This is a genomic window from Nocardioides sp. zg-1228, from assembly GCF_017086465.1.
GTDB lineage: Bacteria > Actinomycetota > Actinomycetes > Propionibacteriales > Nocardioidaceae > Nocardioides.
Genome location: NZ_CP070961.1, coordinates 2,755,398 through 2,771,224 on the forward strand (window position 1 = coordinate 2,755,398; position 15,827 = coordinate 2,771,224).

Genomic DNA, 15,827 nt, shown 5'->3' on the forward strand with positions numbered 1-15,827 from the left:
CAGACAGGGACGCCCTTCGCAGGAATGCTCAGTGTCGCGGTGACGTCACTCGCCGGGGACGATGTTGACGACCTTGCGACCGCGGCGGGTGCCGAACTCGACGGCGCCGGCCTGCAGGGCGAAGAGGGTGTCGTCGCCACCGCGGCCCACGCCGGTGCCCGGGTGGAAGTGGGTGCCGCGCTGGCGCACGATGATCTCGCCGGCGCCGACGACCTGACCGCCGAAGCGCTTCACGCCGAGGCGCTGGGAGTTGGAGTCACGGCCGTTCTTGGTGCTCGCAGCACCCTTCTTGTGAGCCATTGTTCAGTCCTTCTGGCGAGTGGGTGGTCGACCTCGAGCGCGAGCTCAGAGGGAGATGTCGGTGACCTTGACCTGGGTGTACTTCTGGCGGTGACCCTGGCGCTTCTTGTAGCCGGTCTTGTTCTTGTACTTCTGGATGATGATCTTCGGGCCCTTGGTGCGGCCGGTGACCTCGACGGTCACGCTCGCCTTGTCGAGGCCGGTGGCGGTGACCTTGTCACCGTCGACGACCATCACCACGGGCAGGGTGAGGGTGTCGCCGGCGGCGGCCATCGCGTCGATCTCGATGACGTCGCCCACGGCAACCTTCTGCTGCTTGCTGCCACTGCGCACGACTGCGTACACGGCGAGTCACTCTCCTCGATACGAACTTCAGGATGAAAAACTGTCGGACTGCGCACGACACCGCCTGGTGGGCGGGTACGCCGCGGGGCGGGCGCGCAGAATCGGTGTGTCGAGCACCGAGGGTCAAGACTACGGGATCGGGTGCCGACCGGGCAAAACGAGGCCCGGTCGGCGCCCACCCGGGCTCAGCGCTTGCGCGAGCCCTTCTTCTTGATCGGGACGTGCCCGACGACCGGGAGCTCCCCGGGACCGCCGCCCGCGGCGTCGGGGGCACCGTCCACGGCAGCATCCGCGGCACCGTCCGCCGCCGCCTGAGCGCCGGCGGCGGGGGCCACTCCGGGCGCAGCCTCGGCACCAGTCGCGGCCGCCGAGCCGGCACCTGCCGGCGGACCGGCAGGACGACTCGCGGAGCGGCGGCGCGTACGCGTCACCACGCGCGGCTTCTCGACCTCGACCGGCGCCGCCTCCACTGGGGCGGCGGTCTCGGCGGGGGGAGCCGTGATCTCGGTGATCTCGGCCGCCGTCTCGGGCTCGGCCGCCGTCTCGGGCTCGGCCGCCGTCTCGGGCTCGGCCGCCGTCTCGGGCTCGGCCGCCGTCTCGGGCTCAGCCGCCGTCTCGGGCTCGGCCGCCGTCTCGGGCTCGGCCGCGGGAGCCTCCGTGGACTCGGTGGGCTCCTCGGCGTCCGACGACTCGGACCCGGCCTCGTCCGCGGGACGCTCCTGACGCGCCATGGCGGCCACGTCCTTGGGCGAGGGCGCGTGGGAGGTCTCGGTGGGCTTCGCGCCGGCGTCGCCGTTGCCGGAGTCGTCGCCGGCTGCACCGCGGCGCCCGCCGCGGCGCCGCCCGCCGCGGCGGCCCTCGCCGCCGTCGTCGGAGTGGGCGTCGGGGTCGACGGGCTGGTCCTTGATGACCACCCCGCGTCCGTGGCACTGCTCACAGGGCTCGCTGAACGCCTCGAGCAGGCCGGTGCCGATCCGCTTGCGGGTCATCTGCACCAGGCCGAGCGAGGTCACCTCGGCGACCTGGTGGCGGGTGCGGTCGCGGCCCAGGCACTCGACGAGGCGGCGCACCACGAGGTCGCGGTTGGACTCCAGCACCATGTCGATGAAGTCGACGACGATGATGCCGCCGATGTCGCGCAGCCGGAGCTGGCGCACGATCTCCTCGGCCGCCTCGAGGTTGTTCTTGGTGACCGTCTCCTCGAGGTTGCCCCCGGAGCCGGTGAACTTGCCCGTGTTGACGTCGACCACGGTCATGGCCTCGGTGCGGTCGATGACCAGCGAGCCGCCCGAGGGCAGCCAGACCTTGCGGTCGAGGCCCTTCTGGATCTGCTCGTCGATGCGGTAGGTCGCGAACACGTCTCCGCCGGTCGCCCCCCGCTCGAACCGCTCGAGCCGCGACGCGAGGTCGGGAGCGACCGACTCCACGTAGTCGTGGACGGTGTCCCACGCGTCGTTACCCTCGATGACGAGCTTGGAGAAGTCCTCGGTGAAGAGGTCGCGCACCACCTTGAGGGTCAGGTCGGGCTCGCCGTAGAGCATCTGAGGACCGGAGCCCTTGTTGGTCGCCTTCTTCTCGATGGACTCCCAGCGGGCCTTGAGCCGCTCGACGTCGCGCGTCAGCTCCTCCTCGCTGGCGCCCTCCGCCGCGGTGCGCACGATCACGCCCGCGGTGTCGGGGACGATCTCCTTGAGCAGCGACTTCAGCCGGCTGCGCTCGGTGTCGGGCAGCTTGCGCGAGATGCCGGAGGTGGTGCCGTCGGGGACGTAGACCAGGAAGCGCCCCGCGAGGCTGACCTGGCTGGTCAGGCGCGCGCCCTTGTGGCCGACCGGGTCCTTGGTGACCTGCACCAGCACCATCTGGCCGCTGGAGAGCACCGACTCGATCTTGCGCGGCTGGCCCTCCTTGTGCCCGAGGGACTGCCAGTTGACCTCACCGGCGTAGAGGACCGCGTTGCGGCCCTTGCCGATGTCGATGAAGGCGGCCTCCATCGACGGGAGCACGTTCTGCACCCGGCCGAGGTAGACGTTGCCGATGAGCGAGGTCTGCGACTTGCGCGCGACGTAGTGCTCGACGAGGACCTTGTCCTCCAGCACGGCGATCTGCGTGAGGTCCTCGCGCTGGCGCACCACCATCACGCGCTCGACCGACTCGCGCCGGGCGAGGAACTCCGCCTCGCTGACGATCGGGGCGCGGCGACGGCCGGCCTCGCGGCCCTCGCGGCGGCGCTGCTTCTTGGCCTCGAGGCGGGTGGAGCCCGAGACGGCGGTGATCTGGTCCTCCGCGGAGCGGGCCTTGCGGACCCGCGTCACGGTGTTGGCATCGCCGTCGTCGGATGAGCCCTCGTCGCCGGAGCGGCGGCGGCGGCGACGCCGCCGCGAGCTGCCCTCGCCACTCTCGCCCGAGTCCGAGTCCGAGTCGGAGTCGCCCTGGCCGGTCGACCCGCCGCTGCTGCCGGCGTCCTCGGGCGCCTCGGCCGAGCCGGTGTCACCGGGCTCGTCGCCGGAGTCGGCAGTCGTCTCGCCGCTGCCCTCACCGGACTTGCGGCGGCGACGACCGCCGCGGCGGCGGCGACGGCGACCGCCACCCTCGCCGTCGGACTCGTCGCTGTCGTCGGTGTCGTCACTGCCCTCGGTGGGGGCCTCTGCGCTGGCCTCGGCGCTGGCCTCGGTGGTCGCCTCGTCCGTCGCCTCGTCGGCGTCCTCGTCCTCGTCGGCGGTCAGCGACGCGTCGATGTCCGGCTCGACCGGGGCTGCGGCGGCCGCCTTCCTGCCGGACCGGCGAGCAGACTTCCGCGGGGCCCTCTCGGCGCCCTCGGCCGAGACCTCGGCGACGTCCTCGGAGGTCGCCTCGCCGGCGGCAGCGTCGGCGGGACTGCCGGCAGCCTTCTTCGCGGTCGACCTGCGGGTGGTGGACCTCTTGGCCGGGGCAGGAGCCTCGGCGGACCCAGTGTCCGCCGTCGGCGTCGCGGCGTCGGTGGGCTCGTCGGCGACCTCGGCCGGAGCCGGCTTCTTGCGCGTGCGGCGGGTGGTGGTGGTCACGACCGGCGGCTGGAACAGCACGGCGTGGCCGGTGGCGGCGTCGGTGCCCTCGTCGGTGGTCTCAGGGGCGGCGGTGGTCCCGGCCGGCGCGCCGGCGTCCTCGGCGGCGGGGGCGGCTGCGGCCTTCTTGGCGCCGGTCCGCCTGGTGGGTGCCTTCTTGGCCGGGGTCTTGGCCGCGGTCTTGCGTGCCCCCCGCCTGGCGGGAGCCGCAGGCGCCTCGGAGGTGCCCTCGGCCACCGCGGGCGCGTCGGGCGCGTCGGTAGTGCTCGGAAGGTCGGCGGTCACCGGCTCGGGAGCGTCGGACTCCGGAGCCTGGGCGGTCTTCTTGGCGGCGCTCTTGCGCGCCGGCGCCTTCTTGGCGGGCGCGCGGCGCGTGGCCGTCTTGCGCACCGCGGGTGCGTCACCGGCCTGCTCACCGCTCGGCTCACCGGCTGCGGGCTGCGCGGCGGTGCTCTCGGCGGTGCTCTGGACGGGGTGGTCCGCGGCGGGCGCGGAGGCGGGCGCCGCCTTCTTGGCGGGTGCCTTGCGCGTGCGGCGCGTCACGACGGGCGCGGCCGGCTCGGTCGCGGCCTCCGGAGCCGGGGTCCCCGACTCGGTGCGGCCGGGCTGGGCGTTCTGGTCATCACTGAGCATGTGGCGCTCCTCGGGCACCGTCGCGGTGCCGATACGGCGTCCGCCGCTCACGCGGGACGATCACGGGGACGCAAAGCTTCTGTGGCGGCGACCCCCTCCGCGGGTGCGTCTCCGAGCGAGGCGGGGCGCCACCCGCCGCGGTCGCCGGGCCACCCGAGTCGCTGTCACCGACTCTTGTGACCGCGTCGCGGTCCGGTGACGTCCATCCCGCTCGGGGTGCCGACCACGGGTGCGGCCGGCGAGAACGTCGTCGGCTCGACGGATCCCGACGGTGATCGGGGCGTCGAACGTGGCGAGTATCGCACACCGGGCCCGGGGAGACCTACGCGCGAGCCGCCAGCGGGTCGCCGATCTCTCCGGACGGGAGCAACGGGCCCTGGGCCAGCCGGGTCATCAACGGCGCCTCGCCGACCGAGAGACCAGCGACGGCCTCCAGGGCGCGGAGCACGTCGTCGGGGCGCACCGACGGCGTGCCGTGCCGCAGCACCACGTCGAGCGTGGTCCGGCCCTCCCCGTCGTCGGGCAGCACGACCAGCGACGCCACGGCGTCGCGCGCGTCGAACTCGCGCATCCCCTTCTTGGTCATCCGCTCCACCAGGACCTCGTCGGCGGCGAGGAAGCGCGCGACGGCGTCGACGACGGTGGCCCGGTCGGCCACGACCGCGATGCGCCAGCGGCTCGCCTCCAGCAGGTCGGCCAGCGACCCGCCCGTCGACTCGACGACATCCAGGACGTCGAGGCCGGGCGGCAGCGCCTCGTCGAGCACCGCGTGCACCTCCGCGGGGACGAGCACCTCGGCGAGCGCCAGCTCGAGGTACTCCGCCTCGCTCGCCGAGCCGGTCGGAGCCGCGCCGGCGTAGGAGATCCGCGGGTGCGGGTTGAAGCCCGAGGAGTACGCCATCGGGATCCGGGCGCGGAACACGGCGCGCTCGAACGCCCGGCTGAAGTCACGGTGGCTGGTGAAGCGGAGCCGACCCCGCTTGGCGTAGCGCACGCGGAGACGCTGGACGGGCGGGGCCTGCTGCTCGGGCTGCTGCTGGGGCACGGACGACGAGCGTAGCCGTGGCACGGGCTAGTCTTCCGCGCGGGCACGGCAGGAGGCGCACGGGACGAACGGGGGCGGAGCAGGAGTGCGGGACAACACGATCCACCACGCCGGACGGCCGCACGAGAGCAGGCGGGGTGCCTACATCCTCTGCGGCCTCGTGCTGGCGGTGCTGGCGATCGGCCTCTGGGTGCGAGCGGGCGAGGCGATGCCGATGAGCGCCGTCGACGAGCACATGCACCTCGACACCCACCAGCGCGTGCACGACGGCGGCTATCCGCACCGCGGATCACTCATGACGATGGCGGTCGTGCGCGAGTGGGCGTGCGGAGTGGGTCACGAGGCCGGCGCAGCCATGGCGCCGTGCGACCACCCGGACCTCGGGCCGAACTCCCTGCCGTCCGGGATCCACACCACCGGGTACATCCACTACCCCACCTACTTCGTCGTCGGCGAGGGCTACCGCGCCGTCGAGGAGGCCGTCGCCGACCCGGACTCGTGGGTCGACACCTACCGCCGCTACGCGGCGCTGGTGGCCATCGCCGGACTCCTGGCCTGCTTCGCCGGCGCCTGGGCCCTGGGCATGCGTGGCGCCGCCCTCGTCGCCGGCACCCTCGGGCCATCAGCGGCGGCCGGCGTGCTCCTGTACGGCACCATCGCCAACCCCCAGTCCGCGGCGGTGCTGGCGGGGGCGCTGATCGCCGGGACGGGCATCCGGTGGATGCTCACCGGCCGTGGCTTCTGGTGGCTGGCCGCAGCCACGGCGCTGGCGTCCGGGATCGCGGTGACGCACACGCTGCCGGCCGGGGCCTTCATGCTGGCGACCACGGCCGCTCTCGTCCTGCGCCGGTTCGGCTGGCACGTGACCGGCCGCTGGGATCCACGATGGTGGCAGGTCGGCGTGCTCGGCGTCATCGTCGTCACGCCCGTGATCGTCTTCAGCTGGTGGATCTCGTCCCACGCCACCATCCCCAACGACGAGCTGTACTCCTTCGCCACCCTCGATTCCTGGCGCACCGTCGTCGCCGGGGCCGCCGAGGAGCTCGCGACCATCCACAGCCCGTGGTACGCGGCGGGCTCGCTGGGGGCCGGCGCGGACGGCAACCTGGCGCAGAACGTGCTCCGTGCGAGCGTGCACGGTCTGCCCGCGTGGCAGACGATCGTCGTCTACGCCGTCCTCGCCACCGCGACCGTTCGCTTCACCCGGCCGGTGCTGGCCGGCCGGCGCGCTGCCGCCACCGACGCGCAGGCCGGTGCCGAGCGCACTCTCTCCCCCACCATGCTGCTCGCCGCGTCCACCCTCGTCGGCATCATGGTCTACCCGGTCCTCCTGCGGGTCAGCAACGCCCTCAACGTCGGTTTCGACTACCCGATCGTCGCGCGCTACTCGATCGGCTTCGCGCCGCTCCTGGTGTGGCTCGTGGTCCTGCTGTGCCACGACCGACCGCTGCTCACCAAGGGACTCGCTGCGCTCGCGGCGGTCACGCCCCTCGCCGTCGGTCTGGCGATCTGGTGACCGACAACCGCCGACGGGTCGTCGACCTCGCCACGCTCGCGGTCTTGGTCGCGCTGCTCGGCGTCGTGCTCGTCACGCTCTGGCGCGTGGCCGGCGACGGCCACCCCTTCTCGGCCATCGACGAGCACGTGCACGCCGACACCCAGGCGCGGGTCCATGACGGCGGGTTCCCTCGTCGCGGCGACCTGATCGGCCAGGAGGTCGTGGACGACTGGGTGTGCCGCCTCGGGCACCAGACCATCACGTGGGAGGTCGAGTGCGGCTCGCCCGACGCGGTCCCGGCGAACATCCCGACCGGCAAGTACACCGCCGGATACATCCACTACCCGACCTACTTCCTGGGTGGTGAGGTCTTCCGGGCCGGCGCCGACGTGGTGTCCCCGGACCGCGAGCCGGTGGACACCTACCGGCTGTACGCCGCTGCGGTGATGGCGCTCGGCATCCTCGTCTCGCTGGTCCTCGCGATGCGGATCGGGCTGCGGGGGGCCGCCCTGGCCGCCGCCACCTTCGCGCCGGTCGCGGGCACCCCCATCCTCGTCTTCGGCACCATCGAGAACCCGACGGCCGCCGCGCCCCTGTGCGGCGCCCTCGTCGCCGGCACCGGCCTTCGCTGGGTGCTGACCGGGCGCGGGTTCTGGTGGCTGGCGGCGGCGTCCGCCGTGGCGGCCGCCACGGCGGTGACGGCGTCCCTGCCGACCGGGGTCTTCGTGCTCGCCTGCCTGGGCGCGATGCTGCAGCGCCGCCGCGGGCGCGTCCCGGACACCGGCTGGGAGCCGCGGTGGCGGCACGTCGTCGTGCTCGGCACGATCCTCGTCGTGCCCGTCGTCGTCTTCGGCGCGTGGACCAGCGCCCGCGCGACGGTCGGCAACGACGACCTCTACTCCGGCTACGGATTCGAGTCCTGGTCCGACATCCTCGTCGGGGTGGTCTTCGAGCTGGCCACGCCCCACGTGCCGTGGGGCGCCGACGGCAACCTCACCAGCATCGAACCGGACCTGCTCCAGCGGGTGCTCATGTCGGTGCTCAACGGTGCTCCCTTCCTGCTCTCGGTGCTCGTCGGTGGCGCGCTCGCCCTGGGCGCCATGGGGGCGCTGCGGCCCACGCCCGCCGTCGATGCCGGCGCGGACGCCGACGCCGACGGCGTCTGCGACACGGGTGCCGCGCCGCGCCGGGTCTCCCCCCTCCCCCTGCTCGCGGGCGCGTGCATCCTCGGGATGGTGCTCTACCCGCCGCTCCTGCGGCTGTCCAACGCCGTCAACGTGGGCATCGACCACCCCGTCGTGTCCCGCTACTCCATCTCCCTCCTGCCGCTGCTCGTCTGGGTGGCGCTGCTCCAGGTGCGCGCGACACCGGCGTACGGTCGCGTGCTGGGGATCGTCGCGGCGGGCACCGTGCTCGCCGTCTGCGCCGGCGCGTGGTGACGCGCCCGTCGGCTCGTGCCCGCCGTCTTGGGGCGTGACGGTGCCGACGACTAGGTTGGTGCGCCGCACGCACTCAGGAAGGTGACGACACATGCAGTCTGTTCGACAGGTGGCCCTCGGCCAGCCCACGGTCGGCGAGGAGGAGATCGAGGCACTGCGCGAGGTCTTCGCCAGCGGGTGGCTCTCGGGTGCCGGTCCGACGTGTGTCGCCTTCGAGGGTGAGCTCGCCGAGGTCGTCGGCACGAGCCACGCGCTCGCGACCTCCAACTGCGGCTCGTCGCTCCACCTCGCGCTGCAGGTCCTCGGCGCCGGCCCCGGCGACGAGGTCATCGTGGCGGACTACACCTTCCCCGCCACCGGCCACTCGGTGGTGTGGACCGGCGCGACGCCCCGCTTCGCCGACGTGCGCCCCGACATCGGCACCATCGACGTCGACTCCGCCGCCGCACTGGTCAACGAGCGCACCGTCGGCATCATCGCCGTCGACATGGTCGGCCAGCCGGCCGACTACGACGAGCTGGCCTCGCTCGCGAAGCGCCACGGGCTCTGGTTGCTGGAGGACGCCGCATGCTCGGCCGGCGCCACGTACAAGGGTCGCCCCGCGGGCAGCCTCGCCGACCTGGCGGCGTTCAGCTTCCACGGCCGCAAGGGCATCACCGCAGGTGAGGGAGGCGCCCTCGTCGGCTCCGACGCCGAGCGCATGGCCCTGGCCCGCAAGCTGCACACCTACGGCATCGCGCCGGCCGTCAGCCGCGAGGGCACGTCCTCGCTGGCCGTGCCGTCGTTCGACACCGCGGGCTACAACTACCGGATGTCCGACGTCCAGGCGGCCATGATGCGCGTCCAGCTCAAGCGCCTCCCCGACCTGGTCGCCTCGCGCTCCGCCGCCGCGGACGGCTACGCCGAGCGGCTCGCCGACGTGGACGGCATCGACCTGCCGGTCGTGCTCGAGGACCGCACCCACCCGTGGCAGTCCTACCTCGTGACCGCCCACGACTCCGTCGACCGCGACGCCGTCGTCATGGCACTGCGCGAGCGGGGCGTGGGCAGCAACTTCGGCACCTACGCCTCGCACGTCCAGCCGGTCTACGGCACCAGCGACGTGTGCCCGGTGTCCGCCAGGTTGTTTACCTCGCAGTTCGCGCTGCCGATGCACGCCAACCTGGTGGCCGACGACCTCGACTACGTCGCCGAGCAGCTGCGCGCCGTCCTGGCCGACCCCGGCGTACGCCGCTGACCCGCACCAGAGGAGCGCTGCACCCGTGAGCAACCGGATCCACCCCACAGCAGTGGTCGGGCCCGAGGTCACCCTCGGCGAGGGCAACACCATCGGCCCCTACTGCGTGCTGCAGGGCCGGGTCACACTCGGCGACGACAACTACCTCGCCTCCCACGTCGTGGTGGGTGGGGCCGCTGAGGTCCGCGGGCACGACATGACGGCCTCGTGGGAGGAGCCGTTCGACGGCGGTCCGGTGCGCATCGGATCGCGCAACGTGCTCAAGGAGCTCGTCACGATCAGCGGCGGGTGGGCCCACGAGACCTCGGTCGGAGACGACGGGTTCTTCATGACCAAGGCGCACATCAACCACGACGGCCGCGTCGGCGACGAGGTGACCGTGTCCGCCATGGTGGTGGCGGCCGGTCACGTCACCATCGGCGACGGCGCCAACCTGGGCCTCGGCACCGTCGTGCACCAGAGGCTCACCGTGCCGGAGGGATCGATGATCGGCATGCAGTCGGCCGTCACCCGCCAGCTGCCGCCCTTCGTGGTGAGCATGGGCGTGCCCGCCCGCGCCGCACGCCTCAACACCCACCGCCTCGATCGACTGGGCGTGCCGGCCGACCAGCACGTGCCGCTCGCAGCCGTGCTCCTCCACGGCTCGCGCGACACCTCCGCGATCCAGGAGTCGCTGCGCCCGTCCGTGGACGCATGGCTCGAGCGCTCCGCGTCCCACTGACACCCTCACCACCAGCCCGCACCAGCAGCCCACCAGCCCCGAAAGGCACCCCATGTCCGCCGAGTCCCTCCCGTTCATCCCGCCCGCCAAGCCGATCGTCGGCGACGACGAGCGCGCGGCCGTGGACCGCGTCATGCGCTCCGGCATGATCGCCCAGGGCCCCGAGGTCGCCGCGTTCGAGCAGGAGTTCGGCGACACGGTCACCGGCGGGCGCACGTGCGTGGCGGTCAACTCCGGCACCTCCGCCCTGCACCTGGGTCTGCTCGCCGCCGGCATCGGGCCCGGCGACGAGGTCATCGTCCCGTCCTTCACCTTCGCCGCGACCGCCAACTCGGTCGCCCTCACCGGCGCGACCCCGGTCTTCGCCGACGTCGAGCCCGACTACTTCTGCCTCGACGCCGACAGCGTGCGCGCCGCCGTGACCGAGCGCACCGCCGCGATCATGCCGGTCCACCTCTACGGCCACCCGGCCGACGTCGACGGCCTGCGCGCCGTCGCCGACGAGCACGGCCTGCGCATGTTCGAGGACGCCGCCCAGGCCCACCTCGCCACCTGGCAGGGGGCGCAGGTCGGCACCTTCGGTGACTTCGCGATGTTCAGCCTCTACCCCACGAAGAACATGACCTCGGGCGAGGGCGGCATGGTCTCGTGCGCCACCGACGAGATCGCCCGGATGGTGCGGCTGCTGCGCAACCAGGGCATGGAGAAGCAGTACGCCAACGAGGTCGTGGGGTTCAACGCGCGCATGACCGACATCCACGCCGCCATCGGCCGCGTGCAGCTGACGAAGGTCCAGGGCTGGACCAAGGTCCGCCAGGACAACGCCGCCTACCTCGACAGCCACCTCGAGGGCGTCGTCGTGCCGCCGGTGGCCGAGGGGGCGACCCACGTCTACCACCAGTACACGATCAAGGTCGACGGCGACGAGCGCGACAGGATCGTCGCGGCGATGCGCGAGGAGCACCAGGTCGGCTCGGGCGTCTACTACCCGATCCCCAACCACCAGCTCGCGTCCCTGACGACGTACGCCGAGGGTGTCGAGCTGCCGGTCACGCAGCAGCTCGCGCGCGAGGTCATCTCGCTGCCGGTCCACCCGTCCCTGACGGAGGCCGACCTCGAGCGCATCGTGACCGCGGTCAACACCACGGTGCGCGCCGGCGCCTGAGCGCCCGCCGACGGGTCGAGGCCCGGCCGACGTCCTACGAGACGTCGGCCGGGCCTCGTGCGTTGCGGCTCAGCCCCGGTCGCGGAGCTGGTAGACGTACTGGGTGCCGCCGTACCAGGTGAAGGTGCGCAGCGGCTTCGCGCAGCGTGCGGTGATCTCCAGGGTGGAGACGACGTAGCCCACGTCGAGGTCGCTCTCCGCGAGCCAGCACGGGTGGACGTGTACGACGATCACGTCCGGAGCCGCCTCCTCGACCCACGGCGCGCCACGCTCGCCGTCGAAGGCGACGTAGAGGTAGCTCGCGCCACGGTTCCAGACGTCCTCGTACTCGTGGTCGGGGTCGATCTTCTCCCACTCCGACACGCGCGGACCGGTGACCTGGTTGCCCGTGAGGGTCGGGGCGCCGTTGGCGATCAGGAGCGCGTTGGTGGCCATCGAGTTGGTGGCGATGAGGCTGCCGTCGGCCTCCGCCCGGTCGGCGAGGGCGCGGGCTGCCGCGGCGGCGGGGCTGGTGCGCAGCTCCCCGACCCCGTGGACGAGAGGGTTGGTGTCGGCACCCGCAGCGAGGCAGAGCACGAGGGTGCCGACGACGGGCCACGTCCGTGCGGGCCATCGGGTGACGGCGTACGCGACCGCGGAGACGGCCAGCACCGCCAGCCACACCTGCCAGGTGGCCAGGTCGGGCAGGGCACGGCGGGCGTCGGAGGCGCCGTAGGCCGTGACGACGCCCACGGTCGCCGCGGCCGCGACCGCGAGTCGTGTGGTGTCGCCCTTGAGGCGGGACGCGAGGAGCACCAGCAGCAGGGTGGCCGGGAATCCGACGGTCTGCGCTGCGCGGACCGGCAGCACGGAGCTGAGGAGTGGGATGTGCTCGCCGAGGGAACCCCAGTCGAACAACGCCCATGCGCTCCAGAGACCGGTCGCCGCGGCCAGCGTGACGATCGCGCCCCGCTGGGCACGGGTGGCCTCGGCCCACGCCCGGCGCCAGATGACGATCGCCCAGAGGCCGCAGACGAGGAAGCCCGAGGAGATCTCGCTCTGGTTGAGGAGGGTGGGCGCGGCTCCGTCCTCCATCTCGAAGAGCGCCGGGCCGCCGACCAGCTGGACCGGCGACTGTGCGGCGCCCGTGACGCGGCGCAGCCCGGGGTAGACGGTGTTGAGCTCGGCGGACAGGGCAGCGGCGTTCTCGATGAGCGTGCCTGCGAGCACGAGCAGCGACACCGCCGCGCCGGCACCGATGGTGAGGAGGGCCTGGCGTCGCGTGACGCGGTCCATCACGAGGTAGACGCCGGTGGCGATGACGAGGGGCACCCCGAGGGTGAGTGACCACGGCACGTAGTAGGTCACCAGTCGCGCCAGGAGGATGCCGGCGAGACCGGCCTGCAGCAGCGCCGTCACGCGCTTGCCGGCGACCATCCGGTCTCGCGCCAGCCACAGCACGTAGCTGCCGGCGGCCGCGAAGGCCATGATGCGCACCGGCATGAACGACCACCACAGCGAGGCCGGGGCGAGGAACACCAGCACCAGGCCGAGCCACGACATCGGGCGCGAGGCTCCCATCCTGCGCAGCAGGGGCGGGAGGGCGAGCACCAGGAGCAGCCACGGCCACGCACGGAAGGCCGCGAACAGCATCTCGTCGGGCAGGACGGGGCCCAGGCGCAGCAGGTTGCCCTCGTGGAACAGCACCGACTCCACCCACTGGCCGGACGAGATCTGGTAGATGAGATCGGGGTCCTGGGAGAGCGACGGCGCCTGGGAGCTGCCGTGGGCCAGGACCGAGAGATCGATCGGGGCCTGGGTGAGCCACTCGTCGCTACGGATCGGAAGCGAGGTCCCCCACTGCTCCGCGCCGTCCCCCGAGCCGTCGACCGACAGCAGCCCGAGCGAGGAGGTGCTGAGGCTGCCGAGCACCACGACGGCGTACGCCAGCAGCGGCAGCAGCACCTCGAGGCGATCGGCCCAGCCGCCGAAGATCCGCCAGGACCGCCATACGGGAGCATGCTCGGATGCCGGCTCCTCCGAGGTCGACTCCCCGGCGGCCGGCTCCCCTTCGGGGACCGTCCGCTCCGGCGACGTGGTGTCGATGACAGGCCTCCCCATGACTGGATCCGAGCGGCGGTCAGGCTACTCCATGCACGCGGGGCGAGCCGCGGCCGGATTGGGAGGAGGCCGCTGGCCATCGCTATGGTGAACCGGTTTGTCAGCGCAGAACTGAACGGGGTCATACGTGCGCATCGTCGTGGTCAACAACTTCTACCCGCCGCGGGTCGGAGGCAGCGCCCACCTGAGTGACGCCCTGGCGCGCGGCTACGCCGCCCGGGGCCACGAGGTCCTCGTCGTGACGGCGGCCTACCAGGACGCGCCCGCGGAGGAGTGGCGCGACGGTGTGCGGGTGGTGCGGTTCCCGGCCTTCGTGCTGCCCGAGAGCCGTCTGGCGGTCTCGTTCGACATCTCGTTCGCGACCCGGCCCTCGCTGCGCCGCAGGCTGGCCGCGCTGCTCGACGACTTCCAGCCCGACGTGATCCACCAGCACGGCCAGTTCATGGACCTCACCTGGGCCACCGGCGCTTACGCGCGCCGACGCGACATCCCGGTGCTGCTGAGCATCCACACGCGGCTCGAGAACCCCGCGGCCGCCTACCGGCACGCCTTCCGCTTCCTCGACGCCACCCTCGTGGCCACCCGCCTGCGCCGTTTCAAGCCCTCGCTCGTGGTGATGGACTCCTACATGGACGAGTACATCAAGGAGCGCTACCGCGGCCGCTACCGCGACCTGGTCGCCATTCCCGTCGGCGTCGACCCGGACTGGGTCCGCTCGGGCGACGCGGTCCGCGGGCGCGAGCTCGCCGGCGTGGGCCCGGACGCGCCCATCATCCTCTCGGTCGGGCACGTCATCCCGGTACGCGACCGGCTCGGCCTCGTCGAGGCGATGCCGGCAGTGCTCGCCAAGCACCCGGACGCCCGGCTCGTCGTGGTCGGCCGGGTCTACTACGACCTGTTCCAGAAGCGCGCGGAGGAGCTCGGCGTGGCCCATGCCGTGCACAGCCTCGGCGCCGTCCCCAAGTCCGACGTGCCCCACCTGCTGGCCGCGGCCACGGTCGAGAGCCACGAGCAGGGCCTGGGCCTCGGCACCGCCACGCTCGAGTCGATGGCCGCTGGCACGCCCGTCGTGGCGTGGGGCCGCATCGACAACTTCCCGGGCGTGCCCATGGTCGACGGGGACGACATCTTCATGTGCGACCCCGGCGACGTCGAGGGTCTGGCCGAGCGCATCGTGCTGGCACTGGACGACCCGGCCGCGACCCGCCAGGTGGGCGCCAGCGCCAAGACGATCGTCGACCAGCACTTCGCCCTCAACCGGGTGCTCGACCGGCACCTCGAGGTGCTGACCGAGCTGGCGGCGCCCCCGGAGCCGCAGCCCGCCGCCGACCCCCCGCTGACCACCCCGATCACACGACCCACGAGGAGAACCATCAGATGAGCTCGAAGGAGACCGTCTTCTTCACCGGCGGTGCCGGCTTCATCGGCCTGCACGTCGTACCCATGCTGCTCGAGAAGGACTACAAGGTCCGCATCTTCGACAACATGTTCCGCGGCGACCGCGAGGCCGTGGCAGCGCTCGGCGACGACGTCGAGCTCATCGACCAGGACGTGCGCTACGGCGGCGCCGTGCACGCGGCGATGAAGGGCTGCTCGAAGGTCATCCACGCGGCCGCGGTGTCGATCAACAAGAGCCAGGCCGACCCGTACGAGTCCATGGACATCAACATGATCGGCAACCACAACGTGTTCGCCGCCGCGGCCGACCACGGTGTCGACCGCCTGGTCTACTGCTCGTCCGCGTCGGTCTACGGCGACCCCGAGCGCCTGCCGATGCACGAGGACGACAAGCTCCTCCCCATCACGCCCTACTGCATCGCCAAGCGCGCCGGCGAGGACCTGCTCGGCTACTACAACCGGCGCGCCGGGCTGTCCTGGGTCGCGCTGCGGTTCTTCAACGTCTACGGACCGGGCCAGAAGACGACCGCCTACTACACCTCGGTCATCAACCACTTCGTCAACCGGATCAAGAACGGGGAGCCGCCGGTCATCGACGGCAAGGGCGAGCAGTCGATGGACTTCATCCACGTCCACGACATCGCGCGCTCCGTCGTCCTCGCGCTCGAGTCGGAGCAGTCCAACGTGCCGGTCAACATCGGCACCGGCATCGACACCTCGATCGCCGACCTGGCCGGCATCCTCATCGACGCCGTCGGCGCCGACGTGGAGCCGCAGTTCAACCCCCGCGACGTGCTCGTCAGCCGCCGTGCGGCCGACACCACCCGGGCCAAGGAGATCCTCGGCTTCGAGCCGACGATCGACGTGCGCACCGGCATGACCGAGCTCATCCGCGGTCAGTGAGC

The 15,827-nt window shown here is 72.5% G+C and carries 12 protein-coding genes; 7 read left to right on the plus strand and 5 right to left on the minus strand.

What is annotated here, in order from left to right; translation table 11 throughout:
• Window positions 1-45: 45 nt before the first annotated feature.
• From rpmA to JX575_RS13290, 4 genes are all read right to left on the minus strand, one after another.
• Window positions 46-300 carry a 50S ribosomal protein L27 gene (gene rpmA / locus JX575_RS13275; protein ID WP_135840891.1) on the minus strand — a complete coding sequence of 85 codons (255 nt, stop codon included), beginning with the start codon at window positions 298-300 and terminating at the stop codon, window positions 46-48.
• Between the two features lie 45 nt (window positions 301-345).
• On the minus strand, window positions 346-645 hold the full coding sequence (gene rplU, locus JX575_RS13280; RefSeq protein WP_056908626.1) for a 50S ribosomal protein L21: 300 nt from the start codon (window positions 643-645) through the stop codon (window positions 346-348).
• A 185-nt stretch (window positions 646-830) separates the two neighbouring features.
• Window positions 831-4,319 carry an Rne/Rng family ribonuclease gene (locus tag JX575_RS13285; protein ID WP_186340815.1) on the minus strand — a complete coding sequence of 1,163 codons (3,489 nt, stop codon included), beginning with the start codon at window positions 4,317-4,319 and terminating at the stop codon, window positions 831-833.
• Between the two features lie 322 nt (window positions 4,320-4,641).
• On the minus strand, window positions 4,642-5,364 hold the full coding sequence (locus tag JX575_RS13290; RefSeq protein ID WP_186340814.1) for a TIGR03936 family radical SAM-associated protein: 723 nt from the start codon (window positions 5,362-5,364) through the stop codon (window positions 4,642-4,644).
• Between the two features lie 85 nt (window positions 5,365-5,449).
• Here JX575_RS13290 and JX575_RS13295 point away from each other — a divergent pair, with 85 nt between their 5' ends.
• From JX575_RS13295 to JX575_RS13315, 5 genes are all read left to right on the plus strand, one after another.
• Complete coding sequence (locus JX575_RS13295; protein ID WP_186340813.1) at window positions 5,450-6,880, plus strand: hypothetical protein; 1,431 nt, start codon at window positions 5,450-5,452, stop codon at window positions 6,878-6,880.
• On the plus strand, window positions 6,877-8,301 hold the full coding sequence (locus JX575_RS13300; RefSeq protein WP_186340812.1) for a hypothetical protein: 1,425 nt from the start codon (window positions 6,877-6,879) through the stop codon (window positions 8,299-8,301). Before JX575_RS13295 ends, JX575_RS13300 begins: the two co-directional genes overlap by 4 nt.
• Window positions 8,302-8,392: 91 nt before the next feature.
• Window positions 8,393-9,538 carry a DegT/DnrJ/EryC1/StrS family aminotransferase gene (locus JX575_RS13305; RefSeq protein ID WP_186340811.1) on the plus strand — a complete coding sequence of 382 codons (1,146 nt, stop codon included), beginning with the start codon at window positions 8,393-8,395 and terminating at the stop codon, window positions 9,536-9,538.
• 25 nt (window positions 9,539-9,563) lie between these two features.
• Window positions 9,564-10,259, plus strand: coding sequence for a UDP-N-acetylglucosamine acyltransferase (locus tag JX575_RS13310; protein WP_186340810.1), 696 nt, complete (start codon window positions 9,564-9,566; stop codon window positions 10,257-10,259).
• A gap of 52 nt (window positions 10,260-10,311) precedes the next feature.
• On the plus strand, window positions 10,312-11,424 hold the full coding sequence (locus JX575_RS13315; protein WP_186340809.1) for a DegT/DnrJ/EryC1/StrS family aminotransferase: 1,113 nt from the start codon (window positions 10,312-10,314) through the stop codon (window positions 11,422-11,424).
• A gap of 69 nt (window positions 11,425-11,493) precedes the next feature.
• Here the strand turns inward: JX575_RS13315 and JX575_RS13320 are convergent, their stop codons facing one another.
• Window positions 11,494-13,524 carry a hypothetical protein gene (locus JX575_RS13320; protein ID WP_186340808.1) on the minus strand — a complete coding sequence of 677 codons (2,031 nt, stop codon included), beginning with the start codon at window positions 13,522-13,524 and terminating at the stop codon, window positions 11,494-11,496.
• Between the two features lie 127 nt (window positions 13,525-13,651).
• On the opposite strand from JX575_RS13320, the gene JX575_RS13325 reads away from it, so the two are divergent.
• Window positions 13,652-14,905 (plus strand): glycosyltransferase family 4 protein, encoded by a 1,254-nt coding sequence (locus JX575_RS13325; protein ID WP_186340807.1) that lies wholly within the window; start codon window positions 13,652-13,654, stop codon window positions 14,903-14,905.
• Entirely contained in the window at window positions 14,902-15,825 is a 924-nt protein-coding gene (locus JX575_RS13330) for an NAD-dependent epimerase/dehydratase family protein (RefSeq protein WP_186340806.1), read from the plus strand. The genes JX575_RS13325 and JX575_RS13330 overlap by 4 nt, the downstream gene beginning before the upstream one ends.
• Window positions 15,826-15,827: the final 2 nt, after the last annotated feature.